Below are 24,237 nucleotides of genomic sequence, written 5' to 3' on the forward strand. Positions count from 1 at the left end.
GTATGGACATTCCGTGCATTCCAGGCACAGCATCACCGTATTGGAAATCCTCCCGTCTGTCCCAAATACGTCGCTGGTATTTCACGTTGCTTCATCCCTGAATGCATTTCATCCCCTGAAATTAGCATTTCATCCATCAAAAAAGGCAACTTAAATCCTTGCCTCTTGTCCAAGCACGGCGACTTCGGAATACTTCCGGTTCAGTATCATCCCGTCCCTCTCACTTGCGCAAGAGACCTCTCATGTTACGAAAAACACTTATTGTCCTCGCTATTGCCTCAACGCTCGCCGCTTGCAGCAATAAAGAAGCAGAAAAACCAAAAAATGCGGCTTCTGCCAGCAGCGCCACAAGCAAAGCGGATAAACAGGATACCGCGGCAGCGCCAAAACTGATCATCGCTCCGGAAGACATCATGAAGGTGCAAAGCAATGCGCTGGCATCCGGCCCGGTCGTTACCGGTTCAATTCAGCCTGAACGTAAAGCAGATCTGCGGGCAGAAGTGTCCACGATCGTGCTTCAGGTACTGAAAGAGAACGGGGATGTCGTCAAGCGCGGAGATGTACTGGTCAGACTCGATGAAACTTCGATCCGGGAAAATCTGAATTCAGCCGAAGACAATGCGCGCAGCGCAGCGCTCGCACTGGATCAGGCAGATCGCGCGCTGCAAAGGCTGAAGACACTGCGAGCCTCAGGAATGACCTCGTTACAGGCGCTCGATGAGGCAGAAGTCAAAGTCAACGCGGCACGCAGCGAGTTATCCGCGTCCCGCGCCCGTGCAAGTACCGCGCGCCAGCAATTACAACGCACAATCGTGCGGGCACCGTTTGACGGTGTCGTCAGCGAACGCAAAGTCTCCGCAGGCGATACCGCAGCAATTGGAAAAGAACTGGTCAAAGTTATCGACCCGACCAGTATGCGTTTTACCGGACGTGTTTCTGCCGACAAAATTGCCCAGGTCAGAATCGGTCAGCCGGTCAGCTTCCGCATCAATGGTTATGGCGGTCAGGAATTCCGCGGCAAGGTAACACGTGTTGACCCGGCGGCGAACGATGTCACGCGTCAGGTGGAAGTGCTGGTGGCGTTTGCCGACAGTAATCAGCCGCGCGTATCGGGCCTGTACGCCGAAGGCAATATCGAATCCACGACAGTGAATGCCCTCACGCTACCGGAAGGCGCATTAGTGAAAGCAGGAGATAAATCCTATGCCTGGCGGATTAATGGAAAAGCCCTGAAACGGGTTGATCTGAATATAGGAAAACGCGATCAGCGCACTGGTCACTACGAAGTGCGCAGCGGGCTGGCTGAGGGTGATGTTGTGATGCGTAGCCCGAATTCCAGCTTCAGAGACGGACAGGCAATCGAAATGGCAGCAACACCAAAAGTCGACGTGGCTATCGGTGCGAATCTGCCGGCATCGACCACTATCTCCAGCGGAGGCAACTGATTATGTTTTTATCTGATTTCAGTATCAAGCGACCGATCGCCACCATCGTGATGATCATCGCCCTGATGGCACTGGGTTTGCTGGCACTCAGCAAATTGCGGGTCAATCAGAATCCGGACGTCGAAGTTCCCGGCTTATCGGTGATCATCACTTATCCCGGCGCTTCGCCAGATACGGCAGAACGTGAAATTATCAACCGTCTTGAAAAGTCGCTGCAAAGCGTACAGGGTGTGAAAGCCCTGTATTCGTCGGCAAACGAGGGCTTTGCTGAATTCGACATTGAATTCGTGTTTAAAAAGAACATGATCGAAGCCAGTGATGATGTGCGCAATGTGATTTCTGCGGTGCGCTACAAAATGCCGACAGAAATGCGTGAACCTGTCATCAAACGCTGGGATCCATCGGCGCAACCTATTATCAACATGGCGCTGTCATCAAGCAAACTGAGCCATGCCGAAATTTCGCGGATGGCGGAAGACCTGCTGGCCGATAAATTCCGTGCAGTTCCCGGTGTTGCCACAGTGGTTGTGAATGGCTCGCTGAAACGCGAATTATCGGTTTTACTCCGTGCTGAAAAACTGCGCGAATTTAACGTGTCTGTCGGCGAAGTCGTGAATGCTCTGCGCAATCAGAATACCAACGCACCGGTCGGAAAAATTCGCGGCAAGCTGGATGAAGAAAGCATACGTCTGGTCGGACGCATCGAGTCGCCAGAAGAATTTCAGGGCATCGTCGTCAAACGGAATGGCGATCAGATCGTGCGTCTTGCGCAGGTCGCGACTATTGAAGACAGCTTTGCCGACATCAATGGTTTAAGCATACGCAGCGGCAAACCGAATGTCGGTATGCAAATCACGAAATCGCGCGAAGCAAGCACCGTCAGCGTTGCGACCGCCGTGCGCGAAATGGTGAAAGAAATCAATACCGGTTTTGAAAAAGATCAGCCTGGCACCAAGCTTGAAATCACGCGCGATGGCGGTAAAGATGCTCAGAACAGCCTGAATAACGTGATTGAATCGCTGGTACTCGGTGCCGGTCTGACGATTTTTGTGGTGTATGCGTTTCTCAATTCTTGGCGCTCCACACTGATTACGGCACTCAGCTTACCAACCTCGGTGGTCGCGGCCTTTATCGCGGTATGGTTGTGTGGCTTCACCCTGAATTTCATGACCCTGCTTGGTCTGTCACTGGCAATTGGTGTGCTGATCGATGATGCGATTGTCGTACGTGAAAACATCGTGCGGCACATGCAAATGGGGTCAGACCGCCGCACGGCAGCGCTGGAAGGCACTGCAGAAATCGGTCTGGCGGTGGCAGCAACCACATTTTCGATTATTGCGGTATTTATTCCTGTCGCCTTTATGCCGGGGATGCCGGGTGAATGGTTCCGGCCGTTCGCGCTGACTGTGACCTGCTCGGTATTAGTCAGTCTGGGTATTTCATTCACACTGGATCCGATGTTGTCGGCCTACTGGGGCGATCCACCAGATCATCACACTGCGCCGAAAAAAGGTTTGGGAAAAATACTGGCGCGTTTCAATGACTGGTTTGATCATCAGGCTGACCGTTATGGCCGTGTGATTGCCTGGGCTTTACATCATCGCCGCTGGATGGGCACGATTGCGCTGGTCAGCCTGATTACGGCTCTCGGTCTGCAAGTGAAATGGGGCGGTACCAGCTTTTTGCCGACCGCAGATTCTGGCAACCTGATGATAGAAGTGCGCACACCGGCTTCTTCTTCTCTGGAATATGCACGCCTGAAAATGGAAAGAGCAGCCGCCATTGCGCGCACAATCGCAGAGACCAAAGACACTAATAGTAATATCACACCGTCGGGTGGTCGTATCTATGTCGACATCGGTAAGCGGACTGAACGCAAACGCAGCGCCAAAGAAATTGCGGTTGAATTGCGGAATAAAATCAAACCCCTGGTCGGTGCTGAATACACTGTTCTGGATGATCTGAACAACGGTGCACGGAAACCGGTGCAGATAGAATTTACCGGCCCGGATTCACGCAAGCTGCTGGAAATTACCAGTGCTTACATGGAAAAACTGCAGAACGTGCCGGGCGCGGTCGATATCGGCTTGTCTCAGCAAGATCCGAAAAAAGAACTGAAGATAGAACTGAACCGCGGCCTGGCAAATTCTATGGGCATTTCTTCGAATGATGCAGCACAAGCTTTGCGCGTTGCATTTGCCGGGATAGAAGTCGGTGACTGGGTCGATCCTACCGGTGAAACCCGCGACGTTGCGGTACGCCTGCATCCGGATGACCGTGTCAGCAAAGAAAACATCGAACGCCTGCCGATCGCCATCACCGGAACTAACCAGATGGTGCCGCTGGATCAGATCGCCAGTATCAGCATGGGCAAAGGGCCGTCGGGCATTGAGCACAGCAACGGCAAGCGGACGATCACCGTTTCTGCCAATGCACAGGGTCGCTCGAACGGCGAAGTGATTGCCGATGCGAAGAAACTGGCGGAGTCGTTCAACTATCCGCCAGGCTACGGTCTGAACATTACCGGCTCGGGTCAGGATCAGGAAGAAGTGTTCGGCGCGATGATGATTGCATTGTTGTCCGGTATCGGTCTGATGTATCTGATTCTGGTGATGCAGTTCGGCTCATTCACTGCGCCGCTGGGCGTGATGCTGTCGCTGCCTTTATCGCTGATCGGCGTCGTTCTGGCCCTGCTGATCACCGGTAGCACAATCAATCTGATGAGTCTGATCGGCGTCATTATGCTGATGGGTCTGGTGGCGAAAAATGCGATTCTGTTGCTCGATGCGGCACGGAAAAATGAAGCCGAAGGCATGAACCGCGAAGAAGCGCTGATGCAGGCTGGGCGCGTGCGTCTGCGTCCGATTCTGATGACAACGTTCGCGCTGATCGCCGGTATGATGCCTGTCGCTCTTGGTTTAGGTGAAGGCGGTGAGTTTTACCGTCCGCTGGCGATCGCCATTATCGGCGGCACCATCACCTCGACCTTGCTGACCTTGCTGGTGGTACCGACCTTCTACGACAGCATAGAAATTGCGAAAGATCGCATGATGGACAAGATGCATGCGCGTGGCACCCGTTATCATCCATCGCTGGCATTTATCGTCACCATGCTGGAAGCCTTTTTCACGCTGACCTTTGTCCGCCTGATCTATCGCAGCCTGCTTAAATTGTGGCGGCTCATCAGTGGGCGCAAAGCCAGCGCTGGCGTTGCCACAGTGAGCCTGTCAGGTGCAGATCAGGTGAAATAAGCGACGACCTGCAACGATTATCCCCGTGCTGGGGTTTTCTCCTAAGTATCCTCCAGCATTTTTTACAGCCTGCCAACCGAAAGTTGGCAGGCTTTTTTTACGATAATGCAGAACTTATTTTTGCCACGATTTCATACGAATGCAGGCGTGCCTGATGCTCAAAAATATTCGAGGCGATCATCAGTTCATCAGTACCGGTGCGGGAAATGAAATCACGCATCTGCTGTGTGACCGTCGCGGGTGAACCGATTGCTGAGCAGGCCAGAATCTGGTTCAGCAATGCGCGCTCGCCTTCACCCAGTTGTTGCATGAAATTTTCTACCGGCGGTGGAATTTTCGCCGGTCTGCCGCTGCGTAAATTGACGAAAGCCTGCTGCGCCGAGCTTGCCAGCAGGTGCGCCTGGTCATCGGTATCGGCGGCAAACACATTGAATCCCAGCATCACGTACGGCTTTGTCAGATACGCCGACGGCCGGAACGTGGCACGATAAATATCCACCGCCTGCATCATCTGCTGCGGAGCAAAATGCGAGGCAAACGCATACGGCAAGCCCATCGCTGCCGCCAGTTGCGCGCCATACAGGCTGGAGCCGAGTATCCACACCGGCACATGCAGGCCCGCACCCGGTACCGCCTTCACGGCAGAGTGAGGCTCATCAGAAAAGTAATCGAGCAATTCCGCCACATCTTGCGGAAATTCATCCGCATCTGAACTCAGGTGTCGCCGCAACGCCCGTGCAGTACGCTGATCGGAACCCGGCGCGCGACCCAGGCCAAGATCAATGCGACCCGGAAACAGCGATTCCAGCGTGCCGAATTGTTCGGCAATGACTAAAGGCGAGTGATTCGGCAACATGATGCCGCCAGCGCCCACGCGGATAGTCCGCGTACCGCCAGCCACGTGCGCAATGAGAACGGCAGTGGCGGCGCTGGCAATGCCAGGCATGCCGTGATGTTCTGCCAGCCAGAAACGGTGATAAGCCCAACGTTCGGCATGTTGTGCCAGATCGAGTGAATTTTTAAAGGATTGCGCAGGTTCCGTCCCTTGTGCAATCGGGGAAAGATCAAGAATAGAAAGAAGAGCCATATCGTCTGCCTGTGACGCAAAGCTTGTGGCGGGCGATTCCCGGACTCAGACAAGCAATGCTGGGATGCCTATTATCAGCGAAGTCTGTTTTGCCTGCTGCGAACAGCTGGAACAGAGATGACAAAGAACAAATATGATGTAAAAGCCACAAGACAAAATGATAAATAAATATCATAATCAATTCGATTTTTGAGGCTTTTTGCGAATAAGGATGAGAAACACGAATAAGCCCTTATGTTTCTTCCTCCAATAAGAGCCCTTGCCGCACATTGATTTTGTTAAAGGATGAATTGTGATCCGTTTAGCCAACGCTGACGATGCCGCTGCAATCTGCGCCATTTATAACCGCTATGTTCTGAACACGACCATCAGCTTCGAAGACACCACCGTGCGCGCACCAGCTATGGCAGAACGTATCGCTGCCGTATTTGCAGCGGGTTTGCCGTGGTACGTCTGCGAGGAAGATGACGTCATTCTGGGTTACGCTTACGCCAGCCCTTGGCGAACCCGCCATGCTTACCGGTTTTCGGTTGAAATATCCGCCTACATCAGCCCTGAACGCAAACAAAGCGGTATCGGCTCGCAACTGTATGCGCATCTGATCGACGATCTGCAACAACGTGGCATGCACTCGCTGATCGCCGGCATCTCCCTGCCGAACCCGGCCAGCGTTGCCCTGCATGAAAAATTTGGCATGACAAAAGTGGCTCACTTCAAGGAAGTCGGTTTTAAGTTTGGCCGCTGGATTGATGTTGGTTACTGGGAAAAGCAGCTATGAAACGATGAAGAAGGGCTAATCAGCCCAATGATAACGCTGCAATCTGGTCCGTACTCTGTATCCGTTCTCAGTCTTCTCATTTTTCACTGATGATTCATTCGACAGAAAGCTCATTATGCGTTGCAATCCTCTGCCTCGACGTTTGCCTCTGCCCCGGTTACGCGCGCTCGTTCTGAGCCTGTGCCTCGCTGGTGTCGTTACACCACTGGCATTGCTGCCAGATAGCGCCATCGCGGCCACCGACATCGACACACCGGCGATACTGCTGGCGCGCAATTACCATACGAAAGTGAATCCGGCGGCGTATCTGGTCAGTGAAAAACTCGATGGTGTGCGGGCGATCTGGGATGGTAAGCAATTGCGCTTTCGCAGTGGCCGCCTGATACAAGCACCGGCGTGGTTCATTGCCGCCCTGCCGGCACATCCGCTGGATGGTGAATTATGGATGGGGCGACGCCGGTTTGAAGCCTTGTCTGCAGCAGTCCGGCGGCAGATTCCTGACGAGGCAGAATGGCGGCAAATCAGCTATCAGATTTATGAATTACCCGAAGGCAGCGGCAGTTTCAGCGAACGTCTGGTCACGCTCAGAAATAGCGTTGCACGCAGCCAGGTGCCTTGGTTGCAGGTATTGCCGCAGCAGCGCGTCGGCGACCACGCCGAACTGCAGGCGCTGTTGAAAAAAATCGTCAGCGAGGGAGCAGAAGGCCTGATGCTGCATCAGGCGGATGCCGTCTGGCAGACCGGCCGCTCGGATGTGCTGCTGAAACTCAAATTGCATCTGGATGCAGAAGCCGTCGTCATCGGCCATGAACCCGGGCACGGAAAATATCAGGGTTTGCTCGGTGCCTTGCTGGTACAAACGCCGGAAGGTCAGCGCTTCCGGCTCGGCAGCGGCCTGAGCGATGCGCAACGGCAATCACCACCAGCCATCGGTAGCACGGTCACCTATCGTTATCGCGATCTGAACGCGAATGGCATCCCGAAATTTGCGACCTTCCTGCGTGTCAGGGACAGTGAATAAGCAGTCCGCGCAATAAAAAAATCAAACTCCTTGATAAATAAGGCTCGCAGCCTACTATTGGGCTGCGAGCCTTATTCTATGCGGATATGCATTCCGGGAAAAATGAATATCCGTAAAAAAAGCTGCAAAAATCAGTTGTAAGGCTGCGTTTCATGTAAAGAACAGGCTTGCACTTTCGCGCCGAAAAAATTCGCCTGTAACTGAAATGCCTGCAAAATTCTTTGCCTGCCAGCAGCATCGGCAGGCAAGGCAAACACCACTTTCAAAAACTGCTGCTCAGTGCCGCTGACGGTTTTACCGATATCCGCGACCAGTAAATCCTGTTCCAGTAAAGCCTGCGGCACGGGCGGCAAGGCTTCCTGCGCCGCGCGCATCGCGGCCAGCACTTCCGCTTCTGTCACCGTCAACGCGTCATCTGTGGTCTGAAATTTTTTGACGCCGCCGATATTCACGGCAACGCCACCTGTCACTTCAAATTCTGTCGGTGAAATCCGCTCGTAATGAAAGGCCTCCCAGCCCGGCACACCGCGCTTACGCTGCGCGACTTGCGCCATCGCCGCTGCCGCGGTGCCGCCGCCATTAATCATGCCGACCGGCAGCATCCCGGCGAGATTGTCAGGAACCGTATCTTTGCTGGTATCGCTCATGGTGCATGCTCACTGTATAGAATCAGCTTGCATTGTATGCTGCCTGTCGCGCAGTTGGAAAACAATACACCGTGAAATGGACGTATTTATCTGCATTTCTGTGCCGTTGGCAGAACATTGCTCAAAGAAGAAAATCCTGAGGAAGTCATGAAAAATGAATAACTAACAGCTCGTCCCGCATTGCGGGTAAAATTCAGCGGCAATTTTATTTTGGAAGCATCAGACATTATCGTCTGCTGCAAAATCGTGACTAAGCTGCATCGCAGCTGAAACGAATTTCAACCGCAGTTCACATTTAAGGAAATTTTCATGTCGATCAAATCCCGTGTAGTTTTGGGTAGCGCTATTGCTCTGTTCGCGCTCAGCGCTTGTAATGATAAGGATAAAGCCGCGTCAGCGTCAGCCCCGGCTTCTGCCGCTGCGGAAAGCAAAGAAGCAGTCGCTGCGACTGTGAATGGCACGCCTATCAGCAAAAAACAATTGGATCAGATCATGCAGCAGCAAGCAGCGCAAGGCATGCCGGATAATCAAGAAACACGCAAAATGGTGATCGACCAATTGGCAATGCAAATTCTGGTCGCGCAGGAAGCAACGAACAAAGGTCTGGATAAAGTACCTGAAGTCAAAGAACAACTGGACATGGCGCGTTTGTCTATCCTCGCCAATTCCTACGTTAAGGACTACATGAAAACCGCCACTGTCAGCGATGAAGCGCTGAAAGCGGAATACGATAAATTCAAAACTACGGCCGGCGGCACAGAATTTAAAGCACGCCATATTCTGGTCGCCAGCGAAGAAGAAGCCAAAGACATCATCGCCAAAATCAAGAAAGACGTGAAAGCATTCGACGGTCTGGCAAAAGCAAAATCACAAGACCCTGGTTCCAAAGGCAAAGGCGGCGATCTGGGCTGGTTTAATCCACGCAGCATGGTGCCGGAATTCGGCGAAGCGGTCGCGAAACTGGAAAAAGGCAAGTTCACTGAAACACCAGTCAAATCCCAATTTGGTTACCACGTCATCATTCTCGATGACAGTCGCCCATTGGCAGTGCCTGCGCTGGACGATGTAAAAGCACCTCTGACTCAGCAATTGCAACAGCAAAATCTGAAAAAAACTTTTGATGATCTGAAAGCCAAAGCAAAAATTGAAATCACTGCTGTAGTGCCAGCCGCGCCAGCTTCCGCTGCGGCAGCCAGCCCAGCTGCGACACCAGCACCGGTTGCAGCGCCAGCAGAAGCAGCAAAGAAATAATTGCGACGCTCTGGTCAGCGATAAAAAAAACCGCCATTTTGGCGGTTTTTTTTATTCCTTTATATCGCAACAATGACAGTCTTATTTAGCTGACTTACGACGCGTGGTGCCACTGTCTTTATCGAACTTGGATGGACGGCGTTCGCCTGGTTTGGCGGATTTAAAACCCGGTTTGCCATGCGCTTTTTCAGCAACGCGACGATCGCCGCCGCCACGTTTCGGGCCGGATGGAAAATCCGCCGCAATGCCGCCGCTTGATGAGCCAACTGCGCTGATCCGTATTTGTTTACCGGCAACCCAGACATCCTTGAGTTGCTGCAATAATTCCTTCGGCATCCCATCCGGCAGATCGAGTGTGCTGTGATCGTCGAAAATAGCAATGCGACCGATGTATTTCGCTTCCAGCCCCGCTTCGTTGGCAATCGCACCGACGATATTCGCTGGCGTGACAGCATCAGCCTTGCCGACTTCGATACGATAAGTCTGCATAGGAATACTGACTTTTTCCTTGTCTTTTTTCGATTTAGCCGGACGTGGTTCGTCGTCTTCTTTGCTGGTAAAAGCACGATCAACCACCTGATTCAAACGGCTGCCGGGTGCGCTGTCAACGATACGCGGTGCGCGCTCAGCACGCGGTTCGTCACGAGTTTCAGCACGTGCAGGGCGCACGGCAGGTGCAGCGGCGGCACCCGTTTTTTCGGCACTGATACGCAAAGACTGACCAGCCACCCGTACCGATTTCAGATGATCAAGCATGTCTGCTGGCAAATTATCAGGCAGATCGAGGATGGTGTAATCGTCGTAAATATCAATGCGGCCGATGAATTTCGATTCAATATTGGCTTCGTTCGCAATCGCACCAACGATATTACCGGGCTTTACACCATGCTCATGGCCAACCGCGATGCGGTAGGTTTGCATGCCAGGTTCGGCAACGCGCGGGCTATGTTCGCGACGTGCACCACGGTCTTCGCGCTCAAATCTGTCGCCACGGTCGCCGCGTTCACCACGATCACGTGAAGGACGCTCACCGCGATCGCTGCGGGCAGGGCGTTCATCGCGCCAGCTGTCATCGTTTTTAACTTCACGACGATTTTTATCGAGCAGCAATGGTTCATCGCCGCGCGCCATTTTCGCCAATGCGGCTGCGATTTCGATGGCAGGAATATTGTGTTCCTGTTCGTAAGCTTCGATCAGCGAAGTGAATTCTTGCAAGCCATCCTGCGCCAATGTCGCAGTGATCTGATCTTTGAAGCGGGCAATACGGACATCGTTCACGGTCTGTATCGTTGGCAATTCGAGTGGCGATACCGGCTGGCGGGTCGCACGTTCTATCGCTTTCAGCAGATTTTTCTCACGCGGTGTGATGAACAATATCGCTTCACCGCTGCGACCAGCGCGGCCAGTACGACCAATACGGTGCGTATAGCTTTCAGGGTCATACGGCACGTCGTAGTTGATCACGTGGCTGATACGTTCAACGTCCAGACCACGCGCGGCAACGTCAGTCGCTACCAGAATATCGATCTTGCCATCTTTCAGTTGCTGGATCGTGCGTTCACGTTGCTGCTGATTGATATCGCCATTGATCGCGGCCACAGAAAAGCCTCTGGCATCAAGCTTAGCGGCGAGTTCTTCGGTACCGAGCTTGGTACGCGCAAAAATGATCATGCCGTCAAAGGTTTCAGCTTCGAGAATACGGGTTAAGGCATCCAGTTTATGCATGCCGGATACCAGCCAGTAACGCTGGCGGATATTGTCGGCGGTGCCGGTTTTAGCTGCAATCGTGACTTCGGCAGGCTTGTTCAGATAAGTCTGGGCAATGCGTTTGATGGCCGATGGCATCGTTGCCGAAAACAAGGCAGTCTGACGATTTTCCGGTGTTTCCTGCAGAATGCGTTCGACGTCATCGATAAAGCCCATACGCAGCATTTCATCGGCTTCATCAAGCACCAGCGTTTTGAGCGCAGATAAATCGAGTGAGCCTTTGTCGAGGTGATCAATCACGCGACCAGGCGTACCGACAACCACATGTACACCACGGCGCAGTGCCGACAATTGCGGACCATAGCTTTGCCCGCCGTAAATCGGCAACACGTGAAAACCGGGAATATGCCGCGCATAGGTCTGGAATGCTTCGGCAACCTGTATCGCCAGCTCGCGGGTCGGTGCCAGCACCAGTGCTTGCGGCGTGGTCTGACGAATATCGATACGCGACAGAATAGGCAAGGCAAATGAGGCCGTTTTACCGGTGCCGGTTTGCGCCTGACCGAGGACGTCGCGGTTATCCATCAGGTAAGGGATGGTCGCCGCCTGAATAGGTGACGGGGTTTCGTAGCCGACATCTTGTAAGGCGCGCAGCAAAGGCGCACTCAGTTGCAGATCGGAAAAAGAGATGGGGGAAGTAGATTCAGACATGCGATGCTCGCTTATTTCACTCATATCGCAGGATGCGACTAGATTTGGGGCGTAGTTTACCCTGTTGTCATCGTCTCAGGGAGAAACCACGGGGAATTTTGCACAATTTTTAAGCAAAGCGAAGATAAAAAGCTAAGCACTGATGACAGGCATGCAATGCCTCTGTTCTTTTCGGCAATGTCAGACCAGTTAGTGAGCGGTCTGACAGTCCGCTTGCTGATCTGACAGATCGCTTATTTCTCAGACAAACCGTATTTGCGCATCAACCTGTCTTGTGTGCCGTTCTCTTGCAAGCGATGCACTATCCGATTGATCTGCTCTATCTTCCACGGCGATTTCAGCGACAAAGCACATTGGGTATACACGACTGAAAATGGGGTTTTCGACACGCTGTACAAAGCATGCTTGTCGGGGAATTTTTTGAAATAACCGGCAATTTCAGACTCCGAGGTAATCAGTGCATCGGCACCACCGAGCGCGAGTAAACGAAACATACTCGGCACATCGGTCATATCAACGCGGGTTGTCCGGCCAGCAGCCAGATCCGGTGCAATAGCAGGATAGTGATAACCGATCTGCGTCGCGATTTTTTTACCCTGTAAATCGTCAGGAAACTCATTTGGCACGACCGTTTCCTTGCGGACCACCACACGTTCTGTCTGCGGCAGATTGGGAATAGTCCATGCAAAATCGGTCGGCTGATCCACCCATTGCGGGCTGTGATAACAGACCAGATCAGCTTCACCGCTGACGACAGCAGGCTCAATCCGGCGACGGGAATATGGCAGATAAACCGGCTTCGCATCCAGCCCTCTGGCGATCGCATCGGTGTAATCTTTCAACAGGCCACCGACCAGTTGATGCCGTTGATCAAAGATGATCAGCGGATCACTCAGGGTCTCAAAACCCGCAATTTTGAGTTGATCCTGTGCCTGCACTTGCGATGCGACACTCAGAGTCACTGCCAAACATGCCACCTGAAAAACACAACGGCCAAGGTTTGCTGCCGCTGGTAGTACTTTTGTTGTTACGACTCGTGTCACTGCATCTGCTTTCTGTCTGTTCTGATCTCACGGTGTTTTCCCGTAGCCACGCAAGCCTTGCAAGCCACCGGTATGCACCGCCACCACCTTACTTTCCGGAGCGATTTGCCCGCTCAGCCACAACTGGCGCAGGGCAAACAACATTTTTCCGGTGTACACCGGCTCCAGCAATATCCCGGTATCTTCGAAAAAATTCTCGCAAAACGCGCTGAGCTCCGCGCTTACTTTAGCGTATCCACCGTGATGGAAGGTAGTTAACAATTGATAATTCTGATGTGTGGGGTAGCCTGCGGCTGCCAATAAGCGGGCAACTTCGGCATGCAGATAATCCGCATTTTTAAATGCAGCCACCCCGATCACTCTGCCCTGCCCGCGCAATCCGGCCAGCACGCCCGCCATCGTTGCGCCTGTGCCGCAAGCCATTACCATCAGATCCGGCGTAAATTCCAACTCGCTGACGAGCTCGGCAACACCATGTAATGCGGTCACCGCACTGCCGCCTTCGGGCAGCCAGACATGCTGCGCGCTGCTGTCAGGCAGATGCTGGCGCCACGCCTCAGTATCGTCCCGCAAAGCGCGATACGCCTCGCGCGAAACAAAGCGAATTTGCATTCCCAGCGCGCGGCAATCGTCCAGCATCGCACTGTTCATGCCTTCCGCAGCGCGCACCAGCGCCGTCGCCGGAAACCCGGCAATCGCCGCAGCATGTGCCAGCGCATGCAAATGATTCGACCATAAACCACCCATGCTGACCAGATGCACCGGTTGGCCCGCCAGTGCCTGCAAAGGATATTTCAGCTTACGGAATTTATTGCCCGATACGTGCGGATGCAGCAGATCGTCGCGCTTGATCCACAAATTCATGTGCGGAAACAAGCTGCTGCGTATTGGTTGGCAAGGAGAAAAAGGAGCAGAAAACACAATATTGTTTTTATTGCCTGATGGTAAAGTATTATATTGTCAGGACTGACGTAAAATGATTTCAGCCAGATGTGGTGATGAAGGCATACGCATAGTAAAACGCCAGCCCCAAACCCTATTGTATCGCCCGTTGCCAGCACCCGGGATGACTTATGTCACGGCGATCATCCGGCGCGCTGGCCGCACTGAATTATTCAATGAAGTTGGAGAGTACATGCCTGCAGACGGAGATCAGCCACTGGTGAACGCCAGACAACAGCTGACACAGTTAATCAAACAAATTAAAGAAAACGGCAAGCAAGACAATCTGCTGCCCACGCTGCAAACCGTCTTAACGCAGTTAGAAAGTCTGACGAAACACGACCAACTGACCGGCGCACTCAACCGCCGTACTTTACTGAGCATGCTGGAGAGTGAATTAGCGCGCTCATATCGTACCGGCCACACTTTTTCATTTGCCGTCATCAGTGTCGATCATCTCGAAAAAATTCTTGAACAACACGGGCAGGCCGTTGCCCGTCAGGTCTTGCAAATGGTTGCCAAAGAAGCGCTGAACATGCTGCGCACGCTTGATTCTTTCGGTCGCGTTGCCGCCAATGAATTTGCAATTGTGATGCCGACCACCTGGCTGGATCAAAGTCTGAAAGCCATCGCCCGCCTCAAAAAACGCGTCGCGGCCTGCGACTGGAATGCCGTCGCCCCCGGCCTGCAGGTGACATTCTCAACCGGCCTGACAACCAACGCCATCAAAGACACCGCAGACATCATGCTGGCGCGCGCCACCTCGGCCTTACACACAGCCAAAGCTAAAGGTGCCGACAGCATCGCAGAAGCCGAATTACCGTTGCCAGAATATCTGCCGGAAGAGGATGAGTGAGGACGATGCAAAGCAGCAAGCCTTATCATCCATATCGAGTAAGAATGATGAAAGCGTCTCCTTCGACGATGTCTAATCTGGGCTATCTGGATAGAAAAATTAGATCTCAAAATACGTTAGGACAGGGTATTTTTAAGTGGCCTTACGTTTGACGTCAGGTAGTAGTTAGCGGCAGAGGAAATCGTTCGTTCGGAGTATTAGAAGCTCACTACTCGGTATTGAAACTTGGTATCGGGAAAGCCACAGTCTTTACGCATAGCCTCTATCACTGATGTGTAGGCGATTTGCAGCTCCTGCTCAGCAATAGACCCACGTGAGGTAGTGTTTTTACGAATTAGATCAAGCAAGTGACCTAGCGAATTCATAACATCATCAGTGGCCCAAAGCGTAGCTTCATCGTATGCTTCTAGGAATTTTTTTTGGTCATCAAAGCTTGTATGCGTTCTTACACTTAGAAATACCCTAAGCGATACAGAAAGTTTTGCATATATGTTTCGCCTCCTAACCAATAGCTCTTGCTCTCGGGCACCGGTAAGCCGCTCAGTCTCTAGGATGCGAGCCGCCCATACTCCCCCAAGCCATTTTGCGAGGGCAAAAACAATAATAGCGCCACCACCAAAAGCTAAGAGAATAGAACCAAAAATTGAAAACAAATCGGGAAAGCTCATGGTCATGAAATTAAAAGGCTAACTTGCTTTAAAGTGATAAATCGAAGTTAACATATTTATGCAAAAAATGATAACAAGATTTAAACTTTCTTAAAAGGCTGATGCACTTTAGTTCTGACTTCACGCGATTTCTACAACGAAAGTAGCCAAATGTAAAAGTCTCAGGTATAGATAACAGCGTATGTCGCGACCGCCTGACATCAAAACTAATCGAGTATTTTCACTGCTGTTCGCGGAACTTCTTACAGGTATCGCGCACTAAGTCTGCAGCCAGTTAAGCTGGTCTGACAGTTGCACTTACCTTGTTCATGCCTCAGCCCATTCAGGATTCTCAATGAAACTCTCTCCCCTGCTGGCCAGTCTGTTGGCCGCATTTGTATTGACCGGTGCGGCGTTGCCGGTGTCTGCTGCGCAGCAATCCGTCGTCAGTCTGGACAACCGCGCCGATGCGATGAGGCAGCATGCCGACTATATTCGCGAGCATTACAGCAAATTTGAATACCGGATTCCGGTGCGCGACGGTAAAGCCTTGTTCACGTCGGTGTATGTGCCTAACGATGCGAGTGTGAAAAAAACCTATCCGATTTTGCTGGTGCGCACGCCGTATTCTGTCGCTCCGTATGGCGCAGATAATTACAAAACTGCTCTGGGGCCAACCGCCGAGTACGACAAAGAGGGTTTCATTTTTGTGTTTCAGGATGTGCGCGGCACGAATATGTCGGAGGGCGAATTCGTCAATATGCGACCGCATCTGGATGTGAAAAAGACGTCGGCAGATATTGATGAAAGCAGCGACACCTATGACAGCATAGACTGGCTGGTAAAGCATGTGCCGCACAATAACGGCAAGGTCGGTCAGTGGGGCATTTCGTATCCGGGCTTTTACACTTCAGCTGGCGCGATTGATTCCCATCCGGCACTGAAGGCGATTTCACCGCAGGCACCGATTGCGGATTGGTTCCGTGGCGATGATATGCACAGAAACGGCGCGTTTAATCTGCAGATGGCCTTCGGCTTCTTTAACAGCTTTGGTCAGCCGCGCCCGCAACCGACCGATAAGCGCAACTGGAAAGAATTCAATTACGGCACACCTGACGGTTATCAGTTTTTTCTGGAACTCGGTTCGGTTGCGAATGCAAACGACAAATATTTTAAAAACGGGATTCCGTTCTGGAATGAGATCGTCGCCCATCCGGATTACGATCAGTTCTGGCAAAGCCGCAATCTGCTGCCACATCTGAAAAATATTAAAGCCGCGGTGCTGACGGTTGGTGGCTGGTATGACACCGAAGATTTATACGGCCCGCTGCAAACCTATCGCGCGATAGAAAAGCAAAATCCGGGCATACAAAATACGCTGGTGATCGGCCCGTGGACACACGGCGGCTGGACGCGCAGTGATGGAGATAAAGTTGGCGACGCGAATTTCGGTTTCAAGACGGTACGCAATTATCAGCCAGTCGAGCTCGCGTTCTTTAAACACCATCTGAAAGGCGGCGAGAATCCTGCGTTGCCGGAAGCCTGGATGTTTGAAACCGGTGCGAATCGCTGGCGTGGTTTCGATGCCTGGCCGCCGAAAGAAAGCAAAGAACAGGCTTTGTATTTCCATGCGAACGGCAAACTGAGTTTCACAGCGCCAGCAGCAAACGAGAGCGGCTTTGATGAATACATCAGCGATCCGGCCAAGCCAGTGCCGTATACAACCGAGATTCTGAACGGCTGGAGCAAACAATATATCGCTGCCGATCAGCGTTTTGCCAGCCGCCGCCCGGATGTGCTGACCTGGCAAACCGAGGTGCTGGATAAAGACGTGACGCTGGCGGGGCCTCTGAATGCTGATTTATTTGTCAGCGTCACTGGCTCCGATGCCGATTTTGTGGTCAAGCTGATCGACGTGTCGCCGGCCGATGCGAAAGACGGGCCAATCCTTCGCGGCAATCAGCAAACGCTGGTACGCGGCGAACCTTTCCGCGCGCGCTTCCGCGATGGCTTTGAAACGCCGAAAGCCTTCACACCAAATGCCGTGACGAAGGTGGCATTCAATATCAACGATGTGCTGCATACGTTTCAGCGCGGTCACCGCATCATGGTGCAGGTGCAGTCGAGCTGGTTCCCGTTCATCGATCGCAATCCGCAAACCTTTGTGCCGAATATTTACGCGGCCAAAGACAGCGATTTTGTTAAGGCCACGCATCGCGTTTATCACAGCAGCAATCAGGCGAGTGCGCTGCGGGTGAAGGTCTTGCCAGCGCTCGGCGAGTGATACAGGCAGCGACACTGAGCGAAATATTCAGCAATACGCGTAGCAATAGTAGCGATAAAAAAAGCCCGGAATTTCCGGGCTTTTTTGCACTTTCGGGGGAGTATGTGTCAAAAAATGCTTAATGTCCTTATAAACAAAGGGCTTTAAAACATACTCCCCCCAGTATATTTTCGTGTTTTTGAGGCATTTTCAAGAGCTTTTAGGCGCAAACACCACCAGCCAGGTCGCCAGCACCACGCCTGCGCAGCCGATCAATGTGCTCATGGTGATTGCTTCGTGCAAAAATAAATGTCCCCACAACAAGGCAAACAAGGGAATCAGAAACGTCACCGTCAGCGCTTTGGTCGGCCCGACATCCGTCATCAGGCGGAAGTAAATCAGATACGCAACGGCACTGCATAACAGCGCCAGCGCCGCGCCGAGCAGCAGAATCTGGCTGGTGATTTCGCCCTGTACCGGCGCCAGCGGCAGAAACGGCAGCAACACGAAAGCGGCACCGACTTGCGAGCCTGTCGCCATCTGCATGGAATTCATCGCGCCGGATACTTTTTTGGAATAGATGCCCGCCAGCGCATAACAGATCGTCGCGCCAACACAAGCCAGCACACCGAGCAGCAAATCACTGGTGAAAGCGACCGGCCCCAGACGCACCAAAAAGCCGACGCCGACCACGCCGCACAACATGCCCAGCATTTTGCGGCCGGTGAAACGTTCACTCAAAAAAATCGCGCCCATCACTGCGCCCCATAAGGGGCTGGTGGCATTCACAATCGCAGAATAACCAGCAGGCATGCGCATCGCGGCAAACGAATACAAGGCAAAAGGCAGCGCTGAATTCACCAGACCCAGCAGCAGATATTGCCGCCAGTGACGCCGGAGATCGACAGGCTTTTGCGTTGCCAGCATCAATAAAGTGAGAGCCAAGCCAGCCAGACCAACACGGATTTCTGCGGTCCACAAGGCACCCAGAACGGGTGCCAGCACCCGCATGAACAGAAACGAAGCACCCCAGATCGCAGCCAGCGATAAAAGGCGAAGAAGATCAACACTGCGCATGCGCTTTTCCGTATCAGTGAAAAGCGCTCAGCTTAACAAATTAGCGTCAGCACCGCTGGCTATTTCCGGTCATCACATGCCGACGCGGTGCCAGCGTTCGTCGTCGAATCGGTATTTAATCGGTGTCTACATCGGCTTAAAGCGCCACGCATAGGCCTGACTGACTTTGAGTTTTTCGGGGCTGCCGTGCAGCTCGACCAGATAACGCCCCATGTCGTCACGCTGCGCGCGTGCAATCGCATCGGCGCGCACCACCGTGCCGCGATGGATCTGCCAAAAGATATCGGGATCAAGCCCTTCCATCAATTCTTTCAGCGGTTTGCGCACATGCGCTTCGTCATGCCCGCACACGACGCGGGTATATTTTTCATCGGAACTGAAAAACAGAATTTTTTCTATCGGGAACATCTTGATCGTATCGCCGACGCTGGCACTGATCCAGCGTATGCGCTCAGCCGCATTGCCACGGATGCGTTTATCGAGTTCCGACATCAGCTGGCTCAGATCGGGTGCCGCCTGTTTGCTGGCAAGACGTGCTTTCAGACGCGCAATTGCTTCCGCCAAACGCGCCTGCGCCACTGGCTTCAACAGATAATCGATCGCACCGGCGGCAAACGCATCCAGCGCATGGTTATCGTAAGCGGTGGTGAACACCGCATGACAACGCCCTTTGACGGCATTTGCGACATCCAGCCCCGACATGCCGGGCATGCGAATATCCAGAAATGCGATGTCGGGTTGATGAGTATAAATTGCATCGAGCGCATCAGCGCCATGCTCGCACTCGGCGATAATCTGCAGTTCCGGCCACAACTCATTTAGCATGCGGTGCAATTCTTTACGCGGTAAATCTTCATCTTCAGCGATGATGGCGGTGATCATGCAGCCTCCGTCTGTTTTTCTAAAGGAATCGTGATGATGGCAGCAACCCCGCCCTCGGGACGGGCTTTCAACAGCAGGCTGGCGCGGTCGCCGTACATCGCTGCCAGCCGCTGATGGATATTCGCCAGACCAATGCCTGAGCCGCTGTTGTGACCGCCGAAACCGACGCCATCGTCTTCGACGCGCATTTCCAGCATGCGCGGCTCTGGAGTTTCTTGCGTTTCTTGTGTTTCGATGACACGCACTGTCACGGCGATGTGCGCCGCGCCGACCTTCGGTTCTATGCCGTGTTTGATTGCGTTCTCGACTAAAGAAATCAGCATCAGCGGCGGCACTGAGGCGTCAGCAATCTGTGACTCGACACTGAAACTCAGGCGTGGAATGCGCGCCTGCATCAGGCTCAGATACGCATGCACTGCGTCAAGTTGTTTGCTTAAACGTGACTGCACCGAGCCGCCGTCGTCGCGCATCTGCGGTATGGTCGCGCGCAGATAATCGACCAGATGATCGACAATCGCCACAGCCCGCACTGGCTCAGTACTGATCGCCGAACGCACACCGGCCAATGTATTAAACAGAAAATGCGGTTCCACCTGCGCGGCCAATACCGACAAGCGTAATTCGGTTTCTCTTTGCATCGCCTGCGCCTGTTCTGATGCGCGCTTACTCTGTGCGACTTTCAACATATTGCGCTGGCGAGAAAACAGCCAGAGATCGTAACCTCCGCTGAGGTAAATACAGACGGAAGACAATACCAAACCGATATAAAAACCTTTCCAGAAATCCGCGCCTGACATATCAGGAGAATGTGGTGCGCGGTTTTGTTTGCCATCCTGAAAGCCCTGCTCAAATCCGGCTTTGAATTCAGATAACCAGTTTTCCGCAGGCGTGGCCGCGGTTGTTTTTGCAGGATCCGGCGAACCAGAATAATGCAATTTCAGCGCGGTCAGCATCGGTGCCTCGTAATGCAATAATTGCTGTGTCGCCTGCCTCGCTGCAAAAAATAGCAATAGACTGCACAATAATCCGGCACATAAGACCGTGATCAGACAACGCCATTCTTTTTTTTCTGCGTAGCCGCGTTGTCGCACCCAGACCGCCAGCGCAGCACCACCAAGATGCATCGTGGTACCGGCAAGAGACAGCGGTATCCAGACGACAAAGAAGGTACGCCAGTCGGCACCGCGCGCAGCATCGATCAGAAAAATCAACAGCAGCGCGGGAATCAGCGTACCCATCCAGGCGCGTGCGCGATAGCGATACCAGGTGCGTGAAAACACCGGATAATTGCGCGCACGGGTCAGCCAGGATTCGCTTCTGGCTGAAACTTCCGGTGGCAATATTTCTTCATTTACCGATGGCAGCATATCGATTGCAGATGTGGCTGACATGATCTTCCCTTTCACAGACGAAGGCAGTCTACGCGGACGTCATCGCATTGCGTGAGCATGCGACGAATGCAGATCAGGGCGGATAAAACAGGTGTCGTACCGGATGAAACGATTCACGCGGATTCAGGCCGATTCAGCGCCACCGTTGCTGGCGGCTTCTGCATTCGCACGCTGTTGTTTGGCAATGCGGACGATGGTGTTGCGGATAGAAGTCAGAACCGCGACGGAGTTGAAAGGTTTCACGATAAAACCATGCACACCGCGCTGCTGCGCATCCTGAATCAACCCCGCGTTAATTCCGGACGACACCAGAAACAGCAGCGACTTTGGCAGCTCGGTGCGTAGCTGGGTGATGATGGCCCATCCAGCTTCATTTGTTTCGCCAAGATCGATGCAAACAATTTGCGGTCTGAGCCGGATCACGCGTGCAAGGCTGGCTGGTGCGAGGTTAGCGTCAGCAATCACTTCATGGCCGCCGTTATTGAGTACGGAAGTCAGTAAATTGCGGGCAATCGCATTCGCGTCCAGAATAACGGCTTTAAGCATAGAAAACCTGACAAGATAAAAGCAATTTGCATCTTAATGCAAAACTTTAATGTAAAACATTAAGTAAGAGGAAAAAGGCGGAAAAAGCCACATCCGGCGATGCGGGTGCCGTGCAATCCACGCATCATCAGGCACCCTCTTTCGCAGATATTCAGTCCTTCTCTCCGGCTTCGCCTTTCGCATTTTTTACATAGGTTTCCAGCCAGCGATCCTGTTCCCACAACATGTGCAGCACAGATTCCCGCGCGCGGTAGCTGTGACTCTCATTCGGCAACATCACCAGACGCGTCACCGCACCCAGACCTTGCAAAGCCTGATACATACGTTCACTTTGGATAGGGAAAGTGCCGGGGTTGTTGTCTTGTTCACCGTGAATAAAGAGTATCGGGTCTTTGATCTGGTTGGCGAAATTGAACGGTGACATTTCCTGATACGTCTTGCGCGCCTGCCAGAAATTGCGCTCTTCTGACTGAAAACCAAACGGCGTCAGGGTGCGATTGTAGGCACCGGAACGGGCAATACCGGCGCGGAACAAACGCGTGTGCGTCAGCAGATTAGCCGTCATGAACGCACCATAGCTGTGACCACCGATCGCGATCCGGTTGCGGTCGGCAACACCGAGTCGCACGACTTCATCGATCGCGGCTTCGGCACTCATTTTCAGCTGTTCAAGGTAAGTGTCATTCGGCTCTTTCTTGCCTTCACCGATAATCGGCATGGTCGGGCCATCCAGCACGGTGTAACCACGCGCCAGCATGACTTGCGGGCCGTTATAGGAAATCCGGTTGAATTTATACGGCGAACCGTTCACCTGACCTGCGGCCTCCGCCGTTTTAAATTCACGCGGATAAGCCCACATAATCATGGGGCGCGGACCATCGCGTTTCGGGTCATAGCCTGGCGGCAAATACAGGGTTGCGGTCAGATCAACGCCATCTTCGCGTTCATAGCGCAGTTGCTGCTTTTTAACTCCTTTGAATTGTGGCAAAGGATGCGGAAACTGGGTCAGCGCCCGTGCGGCCTCATTGTGTGCCAGATCGCGGACAAAATAATTAGGGCGTTCCTCGTTCGATTCGCGGCTGGTGACGATGCTGGTGCCTTTATCGTTCAACAAACCAAGCACTTCTTCGTAATACGGCGCCTGCGAGCGGAACATGCGCACCGCTTGCTTGCTGGTCAGATCAAACCGATCCAGAAACGGGCGATCTCCATCCGGGCTGGCACCATTGCCGGTCATGAAAATCGACTTGCCATCCGGTGCCACGCGCAGCACCGCGCGGCCGTACTGATTTTGCGTCATCACGGGCTGCCCCGGATGGGCATACTGGTCTTCTGATTTACGGGCAAACAAGAGTTCGGGTTTGCTGTCGGCGACGCCGGGACGAATACGCCAAATGCGGGTGTCACGGGTTTTCCACCAGCTTTCTGTCACCAGCGCCAGCCCGTCATTGCCCCATTGAACATTATTGAAGCGCCATGCCAGATCCATCAATTTTTGTGGCGGCGCATCAAACGGTGCTGCTTGTTGCATCAAAACATCATGTACTTTGACGGGCGCTTCAGGATCGCCACCGGCCTGTGCTTCTAACCAATACAAAGTGGCGGGTTTATCGTTGCGCCAGGCAAAGTCACGCGGCCCGGCCTGTACCGCGTCATTCCCGGTGGGCAAGCGCTCACGCATAGGACGTTCTGCGATGGTTTTCACTTTCTTGCCATTCTCATCCCACAATTCGATCAGTTGCGGAAAACGATCCACGGGCAGCATCGTTGAATAAGGGCGGCGTAATTGTGTGGTCAGAATCAGATTGCCATCGGGCGAAGCCTGCGCTTTGGTCAGTGTCATGACCGGGCCGATGCGACGCACGTCGCCGCTGAGGTTAACAAATGCCAGTTGCGTCTGTAACTGCCAATCCAGCATATCAGCGTCCGCTGCTGTTTTCAGCATGTCCGGATAAGTGCGGTTTTGCGTCAGCTTGCCGCCTTTGCTTTCCAGCATATTTGGCCCCAGCGGCTTTTGCGTCAGGTTCGGTGCGGGTTTCTGACGTGCGGGCAACAAACGCACCAGCAATTGCTCAGAACCATTGCTCCAGGCGAATCCGGCACTGGCGACGGCATTTAACTTTTCGTCCATCAGTCTTTGCGCATGGGCTTTCTTCACGTCCAGCAACCACAGTTCCACGCCGTCATCAGTCCAGCGACTGAAGGCCAGCCATTTTTCATCCGGTGACCACAGTGTTTCAGCAATCCGCGGCTTCGCTGGCAAACCACTGACGTCGCGGATTTTTCCGCTTGCCACGTCCAGCAAGCTCAGGCTGTTACCAAAATCAAAATGACTGGCAGCATGAGTACGTGGATTAATACGCAAACCGGCCAGTTTGAGTTCTGGCTGCGCGACTTCGGCAATACTCGGCAAACCCGGCAAGCTGACCAGCAATGCAGTTTTACGCTGCGGCCCAAGTTTAAACAGCGGCCCACGCGGTGCATCGACGATTGCCTGCAATTCTGCCGGCGGCAAACGATAACTGCCTTCTGCGGTAGCGGCAGGAGGCACTGCGCTTGAGGTGGCAAGTGCCGGGATGTGGATGCCAGACAACAGTGTCACAGCACCTGCAATGATCACCGTGGAAGGAAGTCGGGAAGAAAAAAACATCATTCGTATATTCACTATGTTAAAAAGCCGCACCAAAACGAG

18 protein-coding genes are annotated in these 24,237 nt (G+C 53.0%); 7 read left to right on the top strand and 11 right to left on the bottom strand.

Annotated elements, in window-relative coordinates; genetic code table 11:
- Nucleotides 1-242 precede the first annotated feature (242 nt).
- Together H8K38_RS06670 and H8K38_RS06675 are read left to right on the top strand one after the other, a co-directional pair.
- Nucleotides 243-1,445: an efflux RND transporter periplasmic adaptor subunit gene (locus tag H8K38_RS06670; RefSeq protein ID WP_186884015.1), complete on the top strand. Its 1,203-nt coding sequence runs from the start codon at nucleotides 243-245 to the stop codon at nucleotides 1,443-1,445.
- 2 nt (nucleotides 1,446-1,447) lie between these two features.
- Nucleotides 1,448-4,696 carry an efflux RND transporter permease subunit gene (locus H8K38_RS06675; RefSeq protein WP_186884016.1) on the top strand — a complete coding sequence of 1,083 codons (3,249 nt, stop codon included), beginning with the start codon at nucleotides 1,448-1,450 and terminating at the stop codon, nucleotides 4,694-4,696.
- 97 nt (nucleotides 4,697-4,793) lie between these two features.
- Here the strand turns inward: H8K38_RS06675 and H8K38_RS06680 are convergent, their stop codons facing one another.
- A complete protein-coding gene (locus tag H8K38_RS06680) occupies nucleotides 4,794-5,783 on the bottom strand; it encodes an LLM class flavin-dependent oxidoreductase (protein WP_186884017.1) in 990 nt (329 codons plus the stop codon).
- 292 nt (nucleotides 5,784-6,075) lie between these two features.
- Here H8K38_RS06680 and H8K38_RS06685 point away from each other — a divergent pair, with 292 nt between their 5' ends.
- Nucleotides 6,076-6,561, top strand: coding sequence for an arsinothricin resistance N-acetyltransferase ArsN1 family B (locus H8K38_RS06685; protein WP_186884018.1), 486 nt, complete (start codon nucleotides 6,076-6,078; stop codon nucleotides 6,559-6,561).
- A gap of 115 nt (nucleotides 6,562-6,676) precedes the next feature.
- A complete protein-coding gene (locus H8K38_RS06690) occupies nucleotides 6,677-7,582 on the top strand; it encodes a DNA ligase (protein ID WP_186884019.1) in 906 nt (301 codons plus the stop codon).
- 131 nt (nucleotides 7,583-7,713) lie between these two features.
- Here H8K38_RS06690 and H8K38_RS06695 read toward each other — a convergent pair whose 3' ends face one another.
- Nucleotides 7,714-8,229 (bottom strand): hypothetical protein, encoded by a 516-nt coding sequence (locus H8K38_RS06695; protein WP_186884020.1) that lies wholly within the window; start codon nucleotides 8,227-8,229, stop codon nucleotides 7,714-7,716.
- A gap of 309 nt (nucleotides 8,230-8,538) precedes the next feature.
- Here H8K38_RS06695 and H8K38_RS06700 point away from each other — a divergent pair, with 309 nt between their 5' ends.
- A complete protein-coding gene (locus tag H8K38_RS06700; protein ID WP_186884021.1) occupies nucleotides 8,539-9,480 on the top strand; it encodes a peptidylprolyl isomerase in 942 nt (313 codons plus the stop codon).
- Nucleotides 9,481-9,561: 81 nt separating this feature from the next.
- On the opposite strand, the gene H8K38_RS06705 is transcribed toward H8K38_RS06700, so the two are convergent.
- The 3 genes from H8K38_RS06705 to H8K38_RS06715 form a co-directional block, all read right to left on the bottom strand.
- Nucleotides 9,562-11,898: a DEAD/DEAH box helicase gene (locus H8K38_RS06705; protein WP_186884022.1), complete on the bottom strand. Its 2,337-nt coding sequence runs from the start codon at nucleotides 11,896-11,898 to the stop codon at nucleotides 9,562-9,564.
- Nucleotides 11,899-12,131: 233 nt separating this feature from the next.
- Entirely contained in the window at nucleotides 12,132-12,941 is an 810-nt protein-coding gene (locus H8K38_RS06710; protein ID WP_186884023.1) for a transporter substrate-binding domain-containing protein, read from the bottom strand.
- A gap of 27 nt (nucleotides 12,942-12,968) precedes the next feature.
- A complete protein-coding gene (locus H8K38_RS06715; protein ID WP_186884024.1) occupies nucleotides 12,969-13,805 on the bottom strand; it encodes a 1-aminocyclopropane-1-carboxylate deaminase/D-cysteine desulfhydrase in 837 nt (278 codons plus the stop codon).
- Between the two features lie 112 nt (nucleotides 13,806-13,917).
- On the opposite strand from H8K38_RS06715, the gene H8K38_RS06720 reads away from it, so the two are divergent.
- Nucleotides 13,918-14,739, top strand: a complete 822-nt coding sequence (locus tag H8K38_RS06720) for a GGDEF domain-containing protein (protein ID WP_186884025.1) — start codon at nucleotides 13,918-13,920, stop codon at nucleotides 14,737-14,739.
- 197 nt (nucleotides 14,740-14,936) lie between these two features.
- Here H8K38_RS06720 and H8K38_RS06725 read toward each other — a convergent pair whose 3' ends face one another.
- The gene (locus H8K38_RS06725) at nucleotides 14,937-15,407 is read right to left on the bottom strand and encodes a hypothetical protein (RefSeq protein ID WP_186884026.1); all 471 of its coding nucleotides are present in this window, start codon (nucleotides 15,405-15,407) and stop codon (nucleotides 14,937-14,939) included.
- Between the two features lie 334 nt (nucleotides 15,408-15,741).
- Between H8K38_RS06725 and H8K38_RS06730 the strand changes: the two genes are divergently transcribed.
- Nucleotides 15,742-17,670: a CocE/NonD family hydrolase gene (locus H8K38_RS06730; protein WP_186884027.1), complete on the top strand. Its 1,929-nt coding sequence runs from the start codon at nucleotides 15,742-15,744 to the stop codon at nucleotides 17,668-17,670.
- A 189-nt stretch (nucleotides 17,671-17,859) separates the two neighbouring features.
- Here H8K38_RS06730 and H8K38_RS06735 read toward each other — a convergent pair whose 3' ends face one another.
- The 5 genes from H8K38_RS06735 to H8K38_RS06755 form a co-directional block, all read right to left on the bottom strand.
- Nucleotides 17,860-18,726 carry a DMT family transporter gene (locus H8K38_RS06735; protein WP_186884028.1) on the bottom strand — a complete coding sequence of 289 codons (867 nt, stop codon included), beginning with the start codon at nucleotides 18,724-18,726 and terminating at the stop codon, nucleotides 17,860-17,862.
- Between the two features lie 126 nt (nucleotides 18,727-18,852).
- Nucleotides 18,853-19,608, bottom strand: coding sequence for a LytTR family DNA-binding domain-containing protein (locus H8K38_RS06740; RefSeq protein WP_186884029.1), 756 nt, complete (start codon nucleotides 19,606-19,608; stop codon nucleotides 18,853-18,855).
- Complete coding sequence (locus H8K38_RS06745; RefSeq protein ID WP_186884030.1) at nucleotides 19,605-20,999, bottom strand: sensor histidine kinase; 1,395 nt, start codon at nucleotides 20,997-20,999, stop codon at nucleotides 19,605-19,607. The genes H8K38_RS06740 and H8K38_RS06745 overlap by 4 nt, the downstream gene beginning before the upstream one ends.
- 123 nt (nucleotides 21,000-21,122) lie before the next feature.
- A complete protein-coding gene (locus H8K38_RS06750) occupies nucleotides 21,123-21,545 on the bottom strand; it encodes an ANTAR domain-containing response regulator (RefSeq protein ID WP_186884031.1) in 423 nt (140 codons plus the stop codon).
- 151 nt (nucleotides 21,546-21,696) lie between these two features.
- Complete coding sequence (locus H8K38_RS06755) at nucleotides 21,697-24,198, bottom strand: prolyl oligopeptidase family serine peptidase (RefSeq protein ID WP_255422854.1); 2,502 nt, start codon at nucleotides 24,196-24,198, stop codon at nucleotides 21,697-21,699.
- Between the last annotated feature and the right edge of the window lie 39 nt (nucleotides 24,199-24,237).

Origin of the sequence: Undibacterium sp. FT79W, from assembly GCF_014284215.1 — a bacterium.
GTDB classification, from domain to species: Bacteria; Pseudomonadota; Gammaproteobacteria; order Burkholderiales; family Burkholderiaceae_D; genus Undibacterium; species Undibacterium aquatile.

Bases quoted from the DNA above. Each gene is read 5' to 3' on its own strand.
- H8K38_RS06715 (WP_186884024.1), bottom strand. From the start codon at position 13,805: ATGAATTTGTGGATCAAGCGCGACGATCTGCTGCATCCGCACGTATCG.
- H8K38_RS06670 (WP_186884015.1), top strand. From the start codon at position 243: ATGTTACGAAAAACACTTATTGTCCTCGCTATTGCCTCAACGCTCGCC.
- H8K38_RS06750 (WP_186884031.1), bottom strand. From the start codon at position 21,545: ATGCTTAAAGCCGTTATTCTGGACGCGAATGCGATTGCCCGCAATTTA.
- H8K38_RS06705 (WP_186884022.1), bottom strand. From the start codon at position 11,898: ATGTCTGAATCTACTTCCCCCATCTCTTTTTCCGATCTGCAACTGAGT.
- H8K38_RS06700 (WP_186884021.1), top strand. From the start codon at position 8,539: ATGTCGATCAAATCCCGTGTAGTTTTGGGTAGCGCTATTGCTCTGTTC.
- H8K38_RS06730 (WP_186884027.1), top strand. From the start codon at position 15,742: ATGAAACTCTCTCCCCTGCTGGCCAGTCTGTTGGCCGCATTTGTATTG.
- H8K38_RS06690 (WP_186884019.1), top strand. From the start codon at position 6,677: ATGCGTTGCAATCCTCTGCCTCGACGTTTGCCTCTGCCCCGGTTACGC.
- H8K38_RS06745 (WP_186884030.1), bottom strand. From the start codon at position 20,999: ATGTCAGCCACATCTGCAATCGATATGCTGCCATCGGTAAATGAAGAA.
- H8K38_RS06735 (WP_186884028.1), bottom strand. From the start codon at position 18,726: ATGCGCAGTGTTGATCTTCTTCGCCTTTTATCGCTGGCTGCGATCTGG.
- H8K38_RS06695 (WP_186884020.1), bottom strand. From the start codon at position 8,229: ATGAGCGATACCAGCAAAGATACGGTTCCTGACAATCTCGCCGGGATG.
- H8K38_RS06680 (WP_186884017.1), bottom strand. From the start codon at position 5,783: ATGGCTCTTCTTTCTATTCTTGATCTTTCCCCGATTGCACAAGGGACG.
- H8K38_RS06740 (WP_186884029.1), bottom strand. From the start codon at position 19,608: ATGATCACCGCCATCATCGCTGAAGATGAAGATTTACCGCGTAAAGAA.
- H8K38_RS06755 (WP_255422854.1), bottom strand. From the start codon at position 24,198: ATGATGTTTTTTTCTTCCCGACTTCCTTCCACGGTGATCATTGCAGGT.
- H8K38_RS06720 (WP_186884025.1), top strand. From the start codon at position 13,918: ATGATTTCAGCCAGATGTGGTGATGAAGGCATACGCATAGTAAAACGC.
- H8K38_RS06725 (WP_186884026.1), bottom strand. From the start codon at position 15,407: ATGAGCTTTCCCGATTTGTTTTCAATTTTTGGTTCTATTCTCTTAGCT.
- H8K38_RS06675 (WP_186884016.1), top strand. From the start codon at position 1,448: ATGTTTTTATCTGATTTCAGTATCAAGCGACCGATCGCCACCATCGTG.